The organism is Plantibacter sp. MPB07 (assembly GCF_046619465.1).
Lineage (GTDB): Bacteria > Actinomycetota > Actinomycetes > Actinomycetales > Microbacteriaceae > Plantibacter > Plantibacter auratus.
Map to the genome: position 1 here is coordinate 154065 of NZ_CP177043.1, position 18778 is coordinate 172842.

At 70.1% G+C, this 18778-nt stretch carries 11 protein-coding genes; all 11 read left to right on the forward strand.

Going from position 1 to position 18778, the window contains the following annotated elements; all coding sequences use genetic code 11:
- Window positions 1-60 precede the first annotated feature (60 nt).
- The 11 genes from ACLIME_RS00710 (at window position 61) to ACLIME_RS00760 (ending at window position 18751) form a co-directional block, all read left to right on the forward strand.
- Complete coding sequence (locus ACLIME_RS00710) at window positions 61-4581, forward strand: FtsK/SpoIIIE domain-containing protein (protein ID WP_411557988.1); 4521 nt, start codon at window positions 61-63, stop codon at window positions 4579-4581.
- Between the two features lie 121 nt (window positions 4582-4702).
- Complete coding sequence (locus ACLIME_RS00715) at window positions 4703-4999, forward strand: WXG100 family type VII secretion target (RefSeq protein ID WP_056008215.1); 297 nt, start codon at window positions 4703-4705, stop codon at window positions 4997-4999.
- A gap of 122 nt (window positions 5000-5121) precedes the next feature.
- Window positions 5122-5616 (forward strand): hypothetical protein, encoded by a 495-nt coding sequence (locus ACLIME_RS00720; RefSeq protein WP_411557989.1) that lies wholly within the window; start codon window positions 5122-5124, stop codon window positions 5614-5616.
- Window positions 5616-6560, forward strand: a complete 945-nt coding sequence (locus ACLIME_RS00725; RefSeq protein ID WP_079705249.1) for a hypothetical protein — start codon at window positions 5616-5618, stop codon at window positions 6558-6560. Before ACLIME_RS00720 ends, ACLIME_RS00725 begins: the two co-directional genes overlap by 1 nt.
- A complete protein-coding gene (locus tag ACLIME_RS00730) occupies window positions 6557-8215 on the forward strand; it encodes a hypothetical protein (protein ID WP_124768807.1) in 1659 nt (552 codons plus the stop codon). Before ACLIME_RS00725 ends, ACLIME_RS00730 begins: the two co-directional genes overlap by 4 nt.
- 140 nt (window positions 8216-8355) lie before the next feature.
- Entirely contained in the window at window positions 8356-8757 is a 402-nt protein-coding gene (locus ACLIME_RS00735) for a hypothetical protein (RefSeq protein WP_164486925.1), read from the forward strand.
- Complete coding sequence (locus tag ACLIME_RS00740; protein WP_411557990.1) at window positions 8754-9575, forward strand: PP2C family protein-serine/threonine phosphatase; 822 nt, start codon at window positions 8754-8756, stop codon at window positions 9573-9575. The genes ACLIME_RS00735 and ACLIME_RS00740 overlap by 4 nt, the downstream gene beginning before the upstream one ends.
- 10 nt (window positions 9576-9585) lie before the next feature.
- Window positions 9586-10944, forward strand: a complete 1359-nt coding sequence (locus tag ACLIME_RS00745; RefSeq protein WP_411557991.1) for an FHA domain-containing protein — start codon at window positions 9586-9588, stop codon at window positions 10942-10944.
- Window position 10945: 1 nt separating this feature from the next.
- Complete coding sequence (locus ACLIME_RS00750; RefSeq protein WP_411557992.1) at window positions 10946-12589, forward strand: serine/threonine-protein kinase; 1644 nt, start codon at window positions 10946-10948, stop codon at window positions 12587-12589.
- Window positions 12590-12628: 39 nt separating this feature from the next.
- Window positions 12629-13390, forward strand: a complete 762-nt coding sequence (locus tag ACLIME_RS00755; RefSeq protein WP_411557993.1) for a hypothetical protein — start codon at window positions 12629-12631, stop codon at window positions 13388-13390.
- Window positions 13391-13492: 102 nt separating this feature from the next.
- On the forward strand, window positions 13493-18751 hold the full coding sequence (locus tag ACLIME_RS00760) for an Ig-like domain-containing protein (protein ID WP_411557994.1): 5259 nt from the start codon (window positions 13493-13495) through the stop codon (window positions 18749-18751).
- Window positions 18752-18778 lie beyond the last annotated feature (27 nt).

Sequence of the window (18778 nt, forward strand, 5' to 3'; positions counted from 1 at the left end):
GACGCTCGCTAGGCTGATCGAGGTCGCGTCGAGCGGCCCGCACTTCCAAGGGGATCCTGCATGCGCATCAAGCTGACGTTGACCAGGCCGTCCGGGTCGTCCGCCGACATCGTCGTGACGACGGACGCGGCGGCGAGCATCGCGGAGGTCGCGTCGACCATCGCGCGCGTCGACCCGCAGGGGCCGGACTCCGCGAACGCCGACTTCACGCTGCACGCGCGCCTGCCGGGCTCGACCGAGACCCTCCCGCTCCCGCCGGAAGCCCCCATCGGCGAGGCGTGGGTCGGTTCGGGTGCCGTCATCGAGCTCGCCGACGCGGGGGTGTACTACTCCGCGGCGCGCACCGGCCAGGCGCCCGCCGTCGCCGTCGTGCGGGTCCTCTCCGGCGACGAGGCCGGCCGTGAGTTCACCCTGCCGGCCGGCAGCTGGACCATCGGACGTGAGGCGAGCTGCGACATCGTCCTCGACGACCCGCTCGTCTCGAAGCGGCACGCACGCCTCGAGGTCGGCGGCGAGATCGAACTCGTCGACCTCGGCGCGGCCAACGGCATCGTCGTCGACGGCGGCATCGTGCCTCGACTCAAGGTCATCGAGCCGGAGCGCGTGCTCATCGGCGACACCGAGGTCGAGATCGGCTTCGCCGGGACCGTCGGTCGCGCGGGTGTCGTCCCGAAGGCCGGGCCGGTGTACTTCAACCGCTCGCCGCGCGTCGAACAGCGCTACGCGGGGGAGACCTTCCCCGCTCCCGAGCCGCCGACCGAGCGCGAGAACCAGCCGTTCCCGCTCCTCGGCATGCTCACGCCCATGCTCCTCGGTGGCGCGATGTACTTCTTCACGAAGAACCCGCTGTCACTGATCTTCATCGCCATGACGCCGCTCATGCTCATCGGCAACTACTTCACCGGTCGCGGGCGCAACAAGCGCAAGCTCAAGCAGCAGATCAAGATCTTCGACGAGCGGCTCGAGTCCCTCGGCAAGCAGCTCGCGGCCGAGCGGGAGATCGAGCACGACGTCCGCATGCGCGAGGCACCGTCCACCTCCGAGGCGCTCAAGCACGCGCTCACACGGGGGCCGCTGCTGTGGACCAGGCGCCCCGAGCACTGGTCCTTCCTGAACCTCCGGCTCGGCGTCGGCACGATGCCGTCGCGCAACGAGGTCTCGGCGAAGGCCCGCGACAGCTTCCTGCCGGAGTTCCAGGAACGACTCGAGAAGCTCAAGGACCAGTACGCGACCGTCGCCGACGTGCCGATCATCGACAACCTCTACGACGCCGGCGCGCTCGGCATCGCCGGTTCACCGCAGACGGCCGGGGGCGCAGTGAACGGCATCCTCGTCCAGCTCACCGCCCTCCACTCGCCGGCCGAGGTCGTCGTCTCGGCGATCGTCTCGCCCGCGTGGTCGAACGCCCTCTCGTGGGTCAAGTGGCTCCCGCACGCGTCCTCGCCGAACAGCCCGCTCGACGTCGGCCACCTCGCCGACAGCGTGTCGAGCGGCAACCTGCTGCTGGCCGCGATCGAGGAGCTCGTCCAGACCCGCCTGCAGGCGGCCCGGGCCGGCGACGCCCGACGCGGAGCCATCTCCGAGAAGCAGGCAGCCCAGGAGCGCGGCGCGGAGATCGGGACGAAGAGTTCCAACGACACCGGCACGAAGTCCCCGATCCCCGCGATCGTCCTGCTCATCTCCGACGACGTCGGCGTCGACCGCGCACGCCTCGTCCAGCTCGCCGAGATCGCGGCGGACGCGGGGGTCTTCCCGATCTGGATCGCCGACGATGTCGTCTCGCTCCCCGCCGCCTGCCGCACCTTCCTGCAGGTCCCGGAGGCCGGGGCCGGCGTCGACGCACCGGCGACGGTCGGCATGGTCCGCCTCGGGTACTCCGTCGACGACGCCCGCCCGGAGTTCGTCGACCCGGTGACGGCCCTCGACTACGCGCGACGTATGGCATCCGTGATCGACGCCGGCGCCCTCGTCGAGGACTCGAGCGACCTCCCGCGGTCGGTGTCGATGGTGACGCTGCTCGGGCCGGAGCTCACGACCTCGAGCGACGCCGTGGTCGACCGCTGGCGGCAGAACTCCTCGATCCACGACCGCACGCCCGGGCTCCCGCCGAAGCCCCGCCGGGCCGGCCAGCTGCGCGCGACCGTCGGATCGGGCGGTGTCGACGCCATGCATCTCGACCTCCGCGCCCAGGGCCCCCACGCCCTCGTGGGCGGGACGACGGGTGCCGGTAAGAGCGAGTTCCTGCAGGCCTGGGTGCTCGGGATGGCGGCCGAGTACAGCCCCGACCGCGTCTCGTTCCTCTTCGTCGACTACAAGGGCGGTTCGGCCTTCGCGGACTGTGTGACGCTCCCGCACTGCGTCGGACTCGTCACCGACCTCAGCCCGCACCTCGTCCGGCGGGCGCTCACGAGCCTCCGCGCCGAGCTGCACTTCCGCGAGCACCTGCTCAACCGGAAGAAGGCCAAGGACCTCCTCGAGCTCGAGAAGCGCGGCGACCCGGACTCGCCGCCCGCCCTCGTCCTCGTCATCGACGAGTTCGCGGCGCTCGTCGGCGAGGTCCCGGAGTTCGTCGACGGCGTCGTCGACATCGCCCAGCGCGGTCGTTCCCTCGGGATCCACCTCATCATGGCGACCCAGCGACCCGCCGGTGTCATCAAGGACAACCTGCGCGCGAACACCAACCTCCGCGTCGCGCTGCGCATGGCCGACGAGTCCGACAGCCAGGACGTGGTCGGCGTCAAGGACGCGGCGCACTTCGACCCGGGTGTCCCCGGCCGCGGCATCGCGAAGACGGGTCCAGGGCGCCTGAGCATCTTCCAGTCCGGCTATGCGGGCGGCTGGACGAGCGACGAGCCGAAGCGCTCAGACATCGAGGTCCGCGAGCTGCGGTTCGGCGGCGAGACGCGCTGGGAGGAGCCCCGCGCGGCCGACGCCGAGGAGGAGCGCGACCTCGGCCCCACCGACCAGCAGCGGCTCGTCGCGAGCATCATCGCCGCAGCCGACCGGGCGTCGATCCCGGCGCCGCGACGGCCCTGGCTCGACGAGCTGGCGCCCGTCTACGACCTCAGCAAGCTCCGTCAGCGGTCCGACGCCGAACTGCTCATCGGTGTCGCCGACCTCCCGGACTCGCAGGAGCAGCGCCCGGTCTACTTCCGGCCGGACGTCGACGGCCACATCGCCGTGTTCGGCACCGGCGGCTCGGGCAAGAGCACCGTCCTGCGGACCCTCGCCACCGCGGCGGGCATCACGCCGCGGGGCGGTCCGGTCGAGGTGTACGGCCTCGACTTCGGCGCGGGCAGCCTCCGCATGCTGGAGGCCTTGCCGCACGTCGGCTCGATCATCCCCGGCGACGACCAGGAGCGCGTCATCCGACTGCTCCGCCGGATCAAGGAGATCGTCGACGAGCGCAGCGTCCGGTACGCCGAGGCGAACGCGTCCTCCATCACCGACTACCGCCGCGTCTCGGGTCGCAACGACGAGCGCCGCATCCTGTTGCTCGTCGACGGCTTCCAGTCCTTCCGGCAGGAGTACGAGACGACGCTCGGCCTGTCCTCGTGGTACACGCTGTTCCAGCAGCTCATCACCGACGGCCGCCAGCTCGGCGTGAACATCGCGTTCTCGGCCGATCGCCCGGGCTCCGTCCCGACGAACATCAGCTCCGGTGTGCAGCGACGCGTGGTGCTGCGCCTCGCGGACGAGACCGGCTACCAGCTCCTCGGCGTGCCGAAGGACATCCTCGGCCCCGAGTCGCCCGCCGGCCGGGCGATCGTCGACGGTCTCGAGGTCCAGGTCGCGATCCTCGGTGGTTCGCCGGTGCTCTCGGACCAGTCGGTCGCGACGGTCCGGCTCGCGGAGGCGATGTCGCGCGCGGGAGCCACGATCACGGCCCCGCCGATCGGCGCGCTGCCGAAGGAGATCGAGGCGCGTGAGCTGCCCGAGCGCGTCGGCGACCGCCCCGTGCTCGGCATCGGCGACGCCGACCTCGCACCGATCGGGTTCGACCCGTCCGGCGCGTTCCTCGTCGGCGGCCCTCCCGGCAGCGGTCGGACGAACGCCGTCGCATCCCTGGTCGGCGCCATGCGACGCTTCGATCCGACGACGCGCTTCGTCTACTTCGGCTCCAAACGCTCGGAACTGCTGCGGGAGCTGCGTTTCGACGAGTCGGCCGTCACCCCCGAGACGATCGCCGAGCAGGCGAAGGCGCTGTCCGCGGCGATCGCGGCCGAGACGGTGACCGGCCGGACGGTCGTCGTCATCGAGACGCTGTCGGACTACCTCAACGGCATCGCCGACCCGCCGCTCGTGGAGCTCATCAAGGCCATCAAACGCAGCGACCATCTCGTGATCGCCGAGAACGAGGTGTCGGGCTGGTCGTCGTCCTGGCCGCTCATGGGCGAGATCAAGAGCGCCAGGCGGGGCATCCTGCTGCAGCCGGAGCAGATGGAGGGCGACCTCGTCCTCCGGACGACCTTCCCCAGGCTCGCGCGCAAGGACTTCCCGCAGGGGCGCGGAATCTACGCGAACCGCGGTGCGCTGTCGCGCGTGCAGCTGCCGATCGCGCCCGAGTTCCCCGTCTCCTGAGCGGCGTCGTCCCTGGGTGGGGACTGCATGGGGAGTGCTCCCCATGTGCTCCCGCGAGGCGTTGTGGTTACATGATGAAGGCACCGACGGTGCCGGTGACCACAACGAAGGAGCAAGACTCATGGCCAACATCAACGTCAACTACAGCGAGATCAAGCAGGCCGCCGTCAACCTGACGACGGGTAAGGGCGAGGTCGAGACCACGCTCAACCGCCTCCAGACCCTCATCAACAACCTCGTGTCCTCCGGGTTCCAGACCGACACCGCGTCCGGCACCTTCAACGAGACCTACACGGCCTTCACGCAGAGCGCGACGGTCACGATCCAGCACCTCGACAAGCTGTCGGGCTACCTCAACAACGCTGTGACCACGCTCGAGCAGACCGACGCAGCGCTCGCTGCCGGCGCCGGCCAGTAGTCACCACCGTCGGCTTCGCTCTGCGCGCCCTCCCGACCAGGTGTCGGTGAGGGCGCGCGGGTTTTCCGGCGAAGGCGACCCACGGCGACAGCGACGCAGCACCACGCGACGAGGAGCGAGCAGTGTACGGCGACACCCAACAGATCCGCCTCCGCGCGACGGAGCTACGAACCCTCGCGACCGAGGTCCGTAGCCGTGCCGGAGACCTCCGCTCGGCCGCCGAGCTCGCGTGGACCTCCATCGCGGCGGAGACCTTCATCGAGCAGCTCGGCACCCGGGCGGTCTCGCTCGAGAACTCGGCGACGCAGCTCGACGACGCGGCCGACAAGCTCGACGCGCACGCGACCGCCGTCGAACACGTGAAGCAGCTCATCGAAGATGCCGCGCGTTGGGTGGGCGACCGCTGGAACGACGCGGTGAACCTCGTCTCCGGCGCGGTCGAGACCGTCAAGGACGGTGCCGCGAAGGTGTTCGAGTTCTTCGGCCAGGAGGTCCCGGACTTCCTCGTGCACCAGGCCAAGGACATCGTCGCCTCCACGCCATCGCTTCCGACACCCGGTGACCGCAGCTGGCTGGACCTGGCAGACCTCTACCGCAGCCGAGGATGGACCCCCTGATGCCCATGACCCGTACCCGCCCGGCTCCGGCCGCGGCAGCCTTCCTGCTGACCGCGGACGAACTCCACGTCCTGGAGCACCGCACCCCGCACATCGTGCTGCCACCCGCCTTCCACACCGAATGGGGTTCGGACGTGCAGCCCGCCGAAGTCCGTGAGCGCGAGCAGCGAGCCGTCGCGCGGCTCCGGGAGCGGCGACTCCTCGCCCGTGGCGACGACACCCTCCCGGACGACCTCACCGCTGATGTCGATCCCGATTTCGCCGCCTTCCTGTCGATGCCGCAGTTCGCGACGGCGGCCGTCGACGCCTCCTGCTGGACCCTCGACCGGACGGCGATCCAGTCCGTCTCCGTGATCGGCGCGCACGCTCTGGCGCTGTTGCGGACGCAGCGGGTCGACCATTCGGACGCGTCCGTCGCCGAGCACGGCGCGGCCGCGCGCGACGAGGACGCCGTCGAGATCCGCGCCTTCGACACCGCCGGCCTGGCGCAGCAACTCCTGCGACCCCTCTCCGCGCTCCACGACGTCCCCGACACGCGCGGTCGTTCGACCGAGGTGGTCGTCCTCCCGCTCGCGGACGCCGAGGCGCTCGTCCTCGCGCTCCGACAGGACCGACCGGACGTCGTCGGCGCGGTCGTCGAACAGCTCCACAGCCCGCAGGCCGCAGTGCTCCTCGGCGGCGTCGCCCAGCGGATCGACGGCGGCTTCCGGCTCGACGCACTCTCCCGGAGCGGGGAGCCCATGAGACGGTGGACGGACACGTGGCTCCGTGGTGCCGACGGCTGGGTCGCCGTGTCGGTCGACACTCCGGACGTCGAAGCGGCGGGTATGGACCCGTCCACCGTCGCCGAGGGGACCCGGGTCTCGCTCCGGGCCGTCCGTCGCGCGGACATCGTCGCCGAGGTGTTGGCGATCGCCGCGACCATCCAGGGAGCACGGGCATGAGCGGCATCACGGTCTCCGGTGGAGCCGGAGGCGTCGGCGCGAAGCTCGACGACATGCGACTGCAGGCGCAGCAACTCGCCACGTTGTCGACCGAGCTGATCGGGCGTTCGGGCACGGCCGCTGCGAAAGCGGTCGACGGCGACCTGCTCGAATCCATGATCCTGTCGCCGGTGACGGGGGCGGCTGCGGAAGGCGCCATCGTCCTCGCCTCCGGTTCCCTGCTCCTCGTGGCGACCGAGACCGGCGTCTCGGCCGTCTTCCTCGAAGGCGCCGTGGTCGCCTACGAGACCGCCGACCAGCTGATCGCCGCAGCGACCGTCGCCCTCCACAACGGGGTCGCCTTCGTCATCGGCGTCCTCGCGGTGCCGGTCGGCCTCGTCGCAGCTGCGGGCGTGGCGGTGGTGGGCGGGGCGTGGATGCTCACCGTGGCAGGCGTCAACGTCGTCGTCGAGGGTGTCGACTCGCTGGTCGAGGGCGCCGAGCAGACGCTGGACCAGATCGGCGACAACCCCTGGCTGCTGCTCTCGCCGGCCGGCGTCGCGGGACTGTTCACCGCCAACTCGATCGCCGCCTACTCACCGCAGGAGGTCATCGACCGGACCGCCGCGACGTATGCGGACGCGCTCGCGAGACTGCAGGAACTCGCTCCGATCGCAGGTCAGGCGGCCAACGAATGGTTGGGCGACAACGCGTGGATCGAGGACATCCTCACGGACGGCGCTCCAGGCCTGCTGGCCGGCCTCACCTTCCTCCCCGGGTTGTTGCCCGGCTTCAACGGACTCATGTCGGTCGTGACCGGCCAGGGCTGGCCGCCGCTCACCTATGAGCAGGCGATCGACGCCATCGCCACCGGTGGCGGCCGGTTCGGCCTCTTCGAGGATGGCACCGCCGCTCTCGAGGTCGGTGCCGACGGGAAGCCGAAGCCTCATGCCGTCCCGGACACGGACGTGCGGGGGCTCGGCGATCTCATGAACGGTTCGAGCGAAATCGATCGGATCGGCGGCGACGACTTCAGCGACATCCGGATCGTGGAGAGCGCTGGCCCGCCGAAGTCGTACATCGTGCAGATACCCAGTACCCAGGTGTGGAATCCCGACGCGGGGCCCGCCGCGAACGACTCCACCTCCGACGTCGTCGCCATGCAGGGGGAGCAGACCGCATTGGCCTCCGCGGTGCTCGACGCCATGCGCGCCGCGGGCATCTCATCGACCGATCCGGTCATGCTGGAAGGGTTCAGCCTGGGCGGGATCACGGCCGGGTTGATCGCCTCGGACCCGTCGGTACCCTTCAACATCACCCATGTCGCCACCGCGGGCTCGCCGGTCGCGCGATACGACATCCCCGATGACGTCCAGGTGCTGTCACTCGAGTTCGAAGAGGACCCAGTGGCACGGTTGGACGGACGGGACAATCCGGACAGGGCCAATTGGACGACGGTGCAGGGCGACGCACCACGGTTGATCGACCCGGCGACGCAGGAGCTTGAGGAGGATGGCCCGGGAATCGCGTTCTCGCACAATTCGCATCGGTACGAGGAGTTCGCCGATCATGTGGCGAGCGCTGGCGACCCGAGTGTCGATGCCTTCGTCGATTCAGCGGACCCGTTCTTCAGCGGCGATCAGACCGTCGTCGACTACCGGGGGACCCGCCAGTGAGGCGCAGGACGACGGCATCGCTCATCGCATCGGTGCTGCTGAGCGGACTCCTCGCAGGGTGCACGTTCATGCCGAGCGCTCAGCGCCCACCGGTCGGCGATCCGTCCCCGTCCGGTCCGGTTCGGTCCATAGACGAGTCGGTGGAGGCCATCCAGGCCATCGACGGTGTGACTGCTCGCATCGCGCGAGCGAACGACGGATCCAGGGGGTACCTCTCGGTCAACGTGGAACTCGACGAAGCGTTCACCGCGGAGATCGCGGCGGGGGATGGCGAGACACGAGACGCGGCTCTCCTCGACTTCGTTCTGGGACAGGTGTGGTCGCAGGGTGAGGAGTCACCGGAGCAGTACGTGACGTTAGGCGTCACGGGTGCCGGTCGTGACCAGGCCGCCGTCACAGCGGCTCTCGCCCAGATCGGTGTCTCTGCCATCCCGTACTCGGGGCAGTCGGTCTCGCTGAAGCTCGCCGACCTCGAGTCGCGCTACGGTAGCTGGCCGGGAGCAGTCCCCGAACTGCCCGCGACGTTCGGAGGCACGGGATGACGACGATCGAGACCGCGCGGTCCACGCACACCCTGCGCAGCGAGGGCCGGACCGACACCGGGCTGGTCCGACGCCTGAACGAGGACGCGTTCTACGCCGGCGCGCCCGCCTTCGTGGTCGCCGACGGCATGGGCGGGCACGAACGCGGCGAGGTCGCGAGCCGTGAGGTCGCGGCGGCGCTCGAACGCGGCATCCCGATCGGCATGCCGACGACGACCGAGGCGGTCGTGACCATGATCGTCGCCGCCAACGCGGTCATCCGGAGTATCCGCACGCCGAACGGGGTCATCGGCACGACCGTCGCGGGTCTCGCGCTCGTGGCGCTGTCGCCGCAGACCGATCTGCACTGGATGGTGTTCAACGTGGGTGACTCCCGGGTCTACACCTGGGCCGATGGCGCACTCCGTCGGATCACCGTCGACCACTCGGCCGTGCAGGAACTCGTCGACGCTGGTTCCATCACGGAGGAGGAGGCGCGCGAACACCCCGACCGCAACATCGTGACGAAGGCGATCGGTGTCGAGGCCGGCATCGACCCGGACGTCTGGCTCCTCCCCGTCGCCGGGCGGCAGCGGTTCCTCCTCTGCTCCGACGGGCTCACCGGTGAGCTGTCCGACGAACGGATCGCCGAGGTCCTGTCGCAGGGCTTCGAGGGTGCCGCCGACCGCCTCGTGGAGCTCGCGCTGGCCGCCGGCGGACGGGACAACGTGACCGCGCTCGTCGTCGACGTCGTGTCGACCTCGCTGATGTCCAGCGGCCCCGGCTACGATGACGCGGGTGGTCTCGGGTATCTTGAAGAGACGATGCCGCGAGGCTAGAGGAGTGGCCGTGTACTCGTACGAAATGGAACCGGCCGAGGTCCGCCGTTGGCTCGCTGTGGCGGGGCCCGGCAGACTGGTGCTGGTCGACGCCCAGGGCGACGACACCGCCGCTGCCGCATTCGCCGCGGACCTCCCGGGCGACGCGTCGCTGTCGCTGATCGTCGACCGCCTCGCGGCCGGCGGTCTCTCGAACACGCCCGCGTTCGCCGCGGCCGTCTGGGACGAATCGGGCGCGACGGTCATCGTGCGCGGGCTCGCGGCCGCCGTCGTGACGAGCGCCGCCGGGACCGAGACGGTCCTGGGCGCCCGCGCGACCACCTGGGTCGAGGAACACCACGCCGACGCGGTGAGCGTCACGCTCCGGAGCGACCAGCCGAACCCGTCCGGCGTGCGCCTCCCGCTCGGGTCGGGAGCCGTCTGGACGACCTCCATCACGGCGACCCTCGACGAGGAGGCCACGGCTTCCCTCGCCACTCCGACCACCGACGAGCGCCGGCCGACCGAGTCGTCCACGAGCACGCCGACCGCGGCGGAGCAGCTCGCGGCCCCGCCCGTCCCGGCCCCCGCCGAGCCCGCTGCATCCGCGGCGACCTCGGACGACGCGGACGACGGGACGGACGGCGATGAGGCGCCCCCGGTTGCGCACGTCGAGCCCGTTCAACCGCTCCACGTCGTGCCGTCCGTCTCCGACACCCAGTTCTTCCACGACGAGGACGACCCGGACGAGACCCCGACGACCCCGGAGGAGCCCGTCGACGAGGGTTACGACTTCCTGTTCGGCCAGACCGTGCTCCGTCCGGTCGGTGCGGCGGCGGTCGACGAGGCCGGCGACGCCGAACGCGCGGCGGCCGAGGCGTCGGCGCACCAGCAGGCGGCCCCCACCGCAGTCGCCGCGCCGGAACCCGCAGCAGCCGGACCATCGGACCTCGGCGACCACGACGGCCACACGATCCTCGCCGAGGATCTCGCCGCATTGCGTGCGCGTCGCGCGGCCGAGACCCCGCCTGCTCGATCGACCACCCCGTCGGCCACGCCGCTCACCTACCTCGAGCTCCCCGGCGGCACTCGCCAGTCGCTGGCCTCACCCGTCGTGCTCGGCCGGGCGCCGAGCGTCTCGCAGGTCCCGGCGTCGGTCGTCCCGACGCTCGTCACGCTCACGGGAGACGACATCTCGCGGAGCCACGTGCGCGTCGCGGTCGAGGGCGGCACGGTCGTCGTCACCGACCTGCACTCGCGGAACGGCACGCAGGTCGTCCTGCCCGGTCAGGCGCCGCAGTCCCTGCGACCGGGGGAGCCGACACCGGTGATCGTCGGGACCGTCATCGACCTCGGCGGCGGCGTCGCGCTGCGCGTCCGAGAGGGCTGACGTGCGCCGCTCACCTTCGCAACCGCCGGCCATCCCCGGGCTGCGGTTCGAACGACAGCTCGGAGCCGGTGGGTTCTCCGACGTCTTCCTGTACGAGCAGCAGTTGCCGCGGCGTCAGGTCGCCGTCAAGGTGCTTCTCGCCGAGCACCTCAGTGAGCAGACCCGCGAGGCCTTCGTCGCCGAGGCGAACCTCATGGCGCAGCTCTCCGCGCACCCGTACATCGTCACGATCTACACGGCGGACGTCGCCCCGGACGGCCGACCGTACCTCGCGATGGAGTACTGCGCGGGGCCGAGCCTCGCCGAGCAGGCGAAGCTGCGGCGGTTCGCCGTCGCCGACGCGCTGCGGACCGGCGTCCGCCTGGCCAGTGCGGTGGCGACCGCACACGCCGCCGGCATCCTCCACCGCGACATCAAGCCGGCCAACGTGCTCACGAACGCGTACGGTTGGCCGGCGCTGACCGACTTCGGCATCTCGCAGGCCGTCGAACTCGAGGTGCCGTCGACGGCCGGCCCCGGGCGGCCGGGCGACGTCGGCTCGACAGGCGCCTCGGGTACCCAGACGGTGGGTCTCTCCATCCCCTGGTCACCGCCCGAGATGTTCGAGGACGAGCCGCATCCCGACGTCCGATCCGACGTCTTCTCCCTGGCCGCGACGGTCTATACCCTGCTCGCCGGACGCACGCCGTTCGAGATCCCCGGGCAGTCGAACGGTGCGGCCGACCTCATCAGCCGGATCGAGCGCGGGACCGTCACCCCGCTCGGGCGCGACGACGCACCGGCGTCCCTCGTCGCGACGCTGCAGAAGGGCCTCGCGAAGGACCGCGCCAACCGTTTCGAGAGCGCCGTCGACTTCGCGCGGGCGCTGCAGCGTGTCGAGATGGAGCTGGCCTACGCGCCGACGCCCATCGACATCCCGAACCTCGTACAGCCGCAGTCGCAGGCCCCCCGACCGGACACGTCCAGCAGTGCGTCGGACGAGACGCGGGTCCGGCAGGTCCCGACGGTCGAGGCCCAGCCCCGACCCGGCGTGCCGAATGTGCAGCCGTCCATCGGAGACGAGACGGTCGTGCGCTCGGCCGGACCGCTCGTCCAACCGATCCAGCCGTCGGCGCCGATCACCGTCGGAGCGGCCTCGGTGCCCTCCGAGACGATCCGCCGCGACCGCCTCGAGACCGCGGCTGCAGTTCCCACGGAGGATCCCGATGCCGACGCCGCCGGACGGGCCAGACGTCGCCGACTGACCCGCCTCCTCGTCGCGGGGGGCGTCGCGGTGCTCGCGGTCGGCGGTATCGCGGCCGGGATCATCTGGCAGGGCGCCGCCGCCGACCCGAAGCCGACGGCCGCGGCGACGGGGGCGCCCATCCAACTGAGCGACGTCCCCTCGCCGAAGCCGTTCGGGGTGAACATCAGCGAGGACGGCAGCGTCGTGACGTTCATCTGGGACAACCCGGATCCGCAGGACGGCGACTCGTACATCTACCAGGTGACGAGCAGCGGCAAGAACTCGCCGAAGGTACCGACCTCGACGTACGCGGTCGACCTGAAGCCGAGCGCTCCGGGTGCGCAGCTGTGCATCGAGGTGGTGATCGTCCGAGGCGGCGTCACCTCACCCGATCCACTCGAGATGTGCTCGCAGCAGTAGCTGGAGCGAGACGATGACCGACCACAGGGGGACCAGACGATGACCACGGACGAGGCGACGGACACGGCGACGACGAGGACGGCGGTGCGCGTCGAGTTCTGCGGCGAGGAGTACGCCGTGGACGCACGCAAGCCGTTCCTGATCGGGCGCGAGGGCGACCTCGTCGTCGACGAGAACCCCTTCCTGCATCGCACCTTCCTCAGTGTCACCTTCGATGCCGGGCTCTGGTGGCTCACGAACATCGGGAACACCCTCTCCGCGACGGTGACGGATACGACCGGCAACGTGCAGGCGTGGCTCGCGCCCGGTGCCCGGCTCCCGATCGTGTTCCCCGAGCTGCAGGTGTTGTTCAGTGCCGGGACGACGACCTACGACTTCACGATCACCTCGGACCTCGAGTACTTCAGTCCGTCGCAGCTCTCGACGACCACCGCCGGAACCACGACGGTCGGGCCGATCCACCTGACGAGCAGCCAGCGCCTCCTCATCGTCGCCCTGGCGGAGGACGTCCTGCGCCAGGCGTCGCCCGGTCGCGGCGAGATCCCGGCGTCGGCCGCCGCTGCCGCCCGCCTCGGCTGGAGCCAGACCACCTTCAACCGCAAGCTCGACAACGTCTGCGACAAGCTCGACAAGTTCGGGGTGCAGGGGCTCCGCGGTGGGCCGGGGAAGCTCGCGACCGGCCGTCGTGCACGGCTGGTCGAGTACGCGGTCTCGACCCGACTCGTGGACGCCAGTGACCTCCCGCTCCTCGACCACGCCGATCAGGCGGACGTCGGCGGGGGACAACCGGTTCATGGTTGACCCTCGCAACCGTTTTCCATGACGGACTTCTTTGTTAGAGTGACTCCGCGTTTGCAGCGTGGCGCATCGACCGATGCTTGACCGAACATCACCTGGGGGACCGTGAGCAACTGGAGTGCCTGGCTGCGCAAACGCAAGACGGCGGCGTCCATCACGGCCCTGTCGGTCCTCGTCGCCGTACCGGTGACCGCCGCACTCATCCACCAGGGCTTCCCGGTCACGGAGGTCGACCTCGAGTCCCGCGACGTCTGGGTCACCAACGGCGAGTCGCTCCTCGCGGGGCGTCTCAACGATCAGATCTCCGAACTCGACGGTGCGGTGTCGACGGCGTCGAACAACGCCGACGTGCTGCAGGACGGTGACGACGTCTTCCTCCAGGACAAGGCGCTGTCCTCGCTCGAGCGCATCGACCCGGCCTTCACGAGCCTCATCCAGCGTGTCTCGCTGCCGACCGGCGCGACGGTGCACTACGGCGGCGACCGACTCTCGGTCGTGGCGGGGGAGACCGGCAAGCTCTGGTCCGTCGACGCCGCGGGCGAGCTCCGCTTCGACCCCACGGAGACGAAGCCGATCGTGTCCATCGGCAAGGCCGGTCAAGCGGTCGTCACCTCGACGGGCACCATCCTCGCGGTCGCACCCGCGAAGGGGCGCCTCTACCGCATCCTGCCCGATGGCACGAAGACCGAGTCGAAGCTCCCGAAGCTCGACGACTACCAGTTGAGTGCGGCCGGTGAGCAGGCCGTCATCCTCGACGTGAAGTCCGGCGACCTCGTGAAGCAGGACGGCTCCGTCGTCGAGCTGCCGGGCAAACCGCTGAAGATCCAGGAGCCGTCGGCATCGGACGACGCCGCCGTCATCGCCACCGGTGACTCGCTCATCCGCGTCCCGCTCGGCGGCGGCGACCCCGAGGTGCTCGACGCCGATGTCGCGACGGCGGCGACGAGCGCTGCCGAGGTCACGGCACCGGTCAACCTCGACGGCTGCATGCACGGAGCCTGGGCCTCATCGAGCCGCTACGCAGCCGAGTGCGCCGACAAGAAGCCCGTCATCGAGGACATCAACCCGGAGACCATCGGCCAGCAGCTCGTCTTCCGGGTCAACCGCTCGGTCATCGCCCTCAACAACGTCCAGACCGGCAACTCCTGGCTCGTGCAGGCGAACATGCGTCTCGTCGACAACTGGGACGAGGTGACGCCCCCGCAGGAGGAGGACGGCGAGGACGGCGATGAGAAGGCCTCCGAGCAGTCCTTCGAGGACACGCTCGCCGAGCGCACCGAGGAGAACCGTCCGCCCATCGCCCGCGACGACGCGTTCGGCGTCCGCCCGGGTCGCGCGACCGTCCTGCCACTGCTCGACAACGATTCCGACGCCGACGGCGACGTCCTGACGATCCAGAACACGAGCGACGTCGCGGCCGAGACCGGCAAGCTGGAGTACATCGACGGCGGGCGCGCGCTCCAGTTCACCCCGGCCGAGGGCTTCGTGGCCGGGACGACGTCGTTCCGGTACTCCGTCAACGACGGCCGCCCAGGCGGCGTGGCCGAAGCGAACGTGAGCATCGCCATCAAGCCACCCGAGGTCAACGAGCCGCCGACGTCGCATCGCGAGGCCGCAGTGTCGGTCGAGGCCGGGCAGACGGTCACCTACAACGTGCTCGCCGACTGGCGTGATCCCGACGGCGACGACATCTTCCTCCAGTCGGCCTCACCGGCGTCCAGCGACCTCGTCCGGTTCACCCCGGACGGCTTCGTCACGTTCACGCACGCCTCGCCCGAAATGGGCCCGCGCGACGTCAAGTTCGTCGTGTCCGACGGGGTCAACTCGGCGGAGGGCACCCTCAAGGTCGATGTCCAGCCCGCCGGAGCCTTGAGCCCGATCGGCACACCCGACTTCGTCTCGACCTTCGTCGGCGAGTCCGCGCTCGTCCAGCCGTTGGCGAACGACCAGTCACCGAGTGGGGCCCCGCTCGGTCTCATCGGCGTCGAAGCGTTGCAGGGCGGTCTCGTGTCCTCGCCGAGCCTCGAGAAGCAGTCGGTCACCGTCTCCTCGAACGAGCCCGGCACCTACTACCTGAAGTACACGCTCGGCGCCGGTATCGCCTCGAGCATCGGGCTCATCCGCGTCGACGTCCTCGAGAAGCCGTCCGACGTGCGTCCGCCGGTCGCCGTGAAGGACGAAGGCTATCTGCGTCCGAACGAGACGATCACGATCCCGGTCCTCGCGAACGACGAGTCGCCGGGTGGGCAGGTGCTCGCCGTGCAGTCCGTCTCCGTTCCCGACGAGTCCACCTCGTTGTCCGTCGAGGTCCTCGACAGCGCGGTCATCCGCGTGTCCTCCTCCGCGCCGATCGAGCAGCAGCTGCAGTTCACCTACGTCGTGTCCGACGGCACCTCGTCGGCTCAGGCGGCCGTGACGGTCGTCCCGGTGCCACCGCTGCCGAAGCATCAGGCACCGGTCGCGACCGACGATGCCGTCGTCGTCCGCGCGGGCGACATCGCCAACGTCGCGGTGCTCGAGAACGACTACCACCCGGACGCGGCGGTCATGCTCGTCGACCGCCAGCTCGTCGACGATCCGACCGCCGGCCTCGCCTTCGTCGACGACGACGAGGTCCGCTTCCAGGCGCCGAGCGAACCGGGCACCTACACGACGACGTACCGTGTGTACGACACCTTCGGCGAGGCCGACACGGCGACGGTCACCTTCAACGTGGTCGGCGAGGACAAGAAGAACAACCAGCCGCCTGTGCCGCAGCTGCTCACCTCGCGCGTGTTCGCCGGTGCGACGGTCCGTGTGGACGTCCCGCTCGACGGCCTGGACCCGAACGGTGACTCCGTCGTCGTCGACGACATCGCCTCGGCACCGTTGCTCGGTCGCGTCATCGATCAGGGGAGCACCTGGTTCGTCTACGAGGCGGCTCCGGACTCCTCCGGCACCGACACCTTCCAGTACCGGGTCAAGGACACCTACGGCGCGGTCGCGGTCGGCACGATCAAGATCGGGGTCATCGGACGCCCGGAGGTCGACGGCCAGCCGAACGCGGTCGACGACTACATCGAGGTCCTGCCGGGCAAGGTGGCGTCCGTGCCGGTGCTCTCGAACGACTCCGACCCGAACGGGTACAAGCTCAAACTCGAACCGAAGCTGCTCTCGGTGGACGACGGCCTCACCGCCGAGGTCAGCAAGAGCCGTGTCGTCATCGAAGTGCCGGAGGAGGAGGCGTTCTTCACGGTCCGGTACCAGATCACCAACGGCAAGGGTGGCATCGACAGCGCCTACATCCAGGTCAAGGTCACGAAGGACGCGAAGCCGCAGTTCCCCGAGGCGGATGACCACGTCCTCGAGGACGCAGACATCGTCGGCAAGAAGACCATCGACATCGATGTGCTCGACGGCGCGCAGAACCCCGGCGGGCTCATCGACGATCTGCAGCCGAGCCTGGAGGGGGCGAACGCCGCCTCCGGCGAGGTCCGCGACGGTGGCACCATCCGCGTCACCCTCACCGATCGACGCCAGGCGATCGCGTACCGGCTGACGGACCCGGTCACGCAGTTGAGCGGGGCGGCGTTCCTCATCGTCCCGGCGGCGACCGACGGCGAGCCGCCGCGCATGAAGAACCCGTTACCGGAGCAGATCGTCAAGGTCAACGAGACGCGCACCTGGAAGCTCTCGGACATCACCGAGGCGCCCTCGGGCAAGCCCGTCACGATCGCCTCCGAGGGCAGTGTCGTCAACTTCCGGAGCAACGGCACCTCCAGCTACGTCGACGACGCCACGATCACCTTCACCCCGGCGAAGGACTACCGCGGACCCGCCTCGGTGAGCTTCGAAGCCACCGACGGCCGCGAGAGCAAGCTGCTCACACTGCCGATCACGGTGGGCGACCCGAACCTCGAGGACGTCCCGCCGACGTTCACCCCGCCGACGGTGACGATCGAGGCCGGTGAGGCGCCGATCACCGTCGACCTGCGGGCGTCGAGCGACCACCCGAACCCGAAGATCCTCGCGGCGCTCACCTACCAGGGCTTCGGCGGCACGACCGCGGGCGTCCAGGGCAGCCTCTCCGGTTCGCAGGTCTCGATCTCCGCTCCTCAGGGGACGCAACCCGGCACCTCGGCCACGCTGACGTTCACCGTGAACTACAAGGAGTACTCCGTCCCGGGGTCGATCAACGTCCGCGTCGTCTCCTCGACGAGGCCGCTCCCACGTGCCATCGACGACCGCGTCGAAGAGGGCCGCAAGAACAAGGCCGAGTCGATCAGCGTGCTCGCGAACGACTACAACCCGTTCCCCGACACCCCCCTCAAGATCGTCGACGCCACCGTGGAGAGCGCGCCGGCCGGCGGAGCGACGGCGACCTTCTCCGGGAGCACGGTGACGGTGACCCCCGGCTCGTCGAAGAGCGGGACCGTCAGCGTCATCTACACGGTCCAGGACGCGACGAACGACCCCAACCGAAAGGTCCAGGGTCGCATCACGGTGATCGTGAAGGACGTGCCCGATCCGCCGACGATCGCGGTCAAGAGCGCGAAGAGCGGCAAGATCGTCGTCGTGGTGGGCGGTTCGCCGGCGAGCAACGGTTCGCCGATCGAGTCGCACTGGGTGAAGTGGACGGGCGGCGGCGACCGGCAGTGCGCTCCTGGGAACGACTGCTCCTTCGACGTGACCAACGGGCAGAGCTACACCTTCAGCGCTTACGCGAAGAACGCGGTCGGGAACAGCGCTGATTCGGGAGCCGAGACGGCGACCGCATACGGCGTCCCGAGCGCGCCGCAGAACCCCTCGATCGACTCGTCGGGCGACGCCCCGTCGACGCTGACGATGCGGTGGTCGGCCCCGGCGGACACCGGCGGTCGCGTCGACAAGTACACCTGGCGGGTGATGAAGGGCTCGAGCGCGGTGTACTCCGGCGAATCCACGGGCAGCAAGGTCATGCAGGGCCAGGTCCCATCCGGCACCTACCAGCTCTACGTCTCCGCGACCGGGCCGGGCGGCACCGGGCCTGAGGCCGGCCCCGTCCAGGTGACGGTGAACGATCCGCCGCCGCCGAAGCCGAGCGGATCGCTGTTCAAGTCCACCGGGCCGCACGCCTGCCAGAGCGGCGGGAACGGGTGCTACGACGTCGGCGTCCGGTACGACAACGTGCCGACCGGCAACTACGACGTGCAGATCCAGCGGAACGGTTCCGCCGTCGGCTCGACCTCGAACGTCACCGTCGGTGGCTCCGGAAGTTTCACGCACAACAACCACCTCGGCGTGATCCCCGCGGGCGAGACCATCACGGCCTTCTTCCGCAACACCGCCACCGGCGACACGTTCACCATCGCGTCGACCTCAGCCGCCGCGTGGAACGCGATGTAGCTCCGCCTCCCCTTCGACTCCCCACGA

Coding starts and splice junctions, on each gene's coding strand:
- ACLIME_RS00730 (WP_124768807.1), top strand. CDS start 6,557: ATGAGCGGCATCACGGTCTCCGGTGGAGCCGGAGGCGTCGGCGCGAAG.
- ACLIME_RS00740 (WP_411557990.1), top strand. CDS start 8,754: ATGACGACGATCGAGACCGCGCGGTCCACGCACACCCTGCGCAGCGAG.
- ACLIME_RS00715 (WP_056008215.1), top strand. CDS start 4,703: ATGGCCAACATCAACGTCAACTACAGCGAGATCAAGCAGGCCGCCGTC.
- ACLIME_RS00725 (WP_079705249.1), top strand. CDS start 5,616: ATGCCCATGACCCGTACCCGCCCGGCTCCGGCCGCGGCAGCCTTCCTG.
- ACLIME_RS00710 (WP_411557988.1), top strand. CDS start 61: ATGCGCATCAAGCTGACGTTGACCAGGCCGTCCGGGTCGTCCGCCGAC.
- ACLIME_RS00755 (WP_411557993.1), top strand. CDS start 12,629: ATGACCACGGACGAGGCGACGGACACGGCGACGACGAGGACGGCGGTG.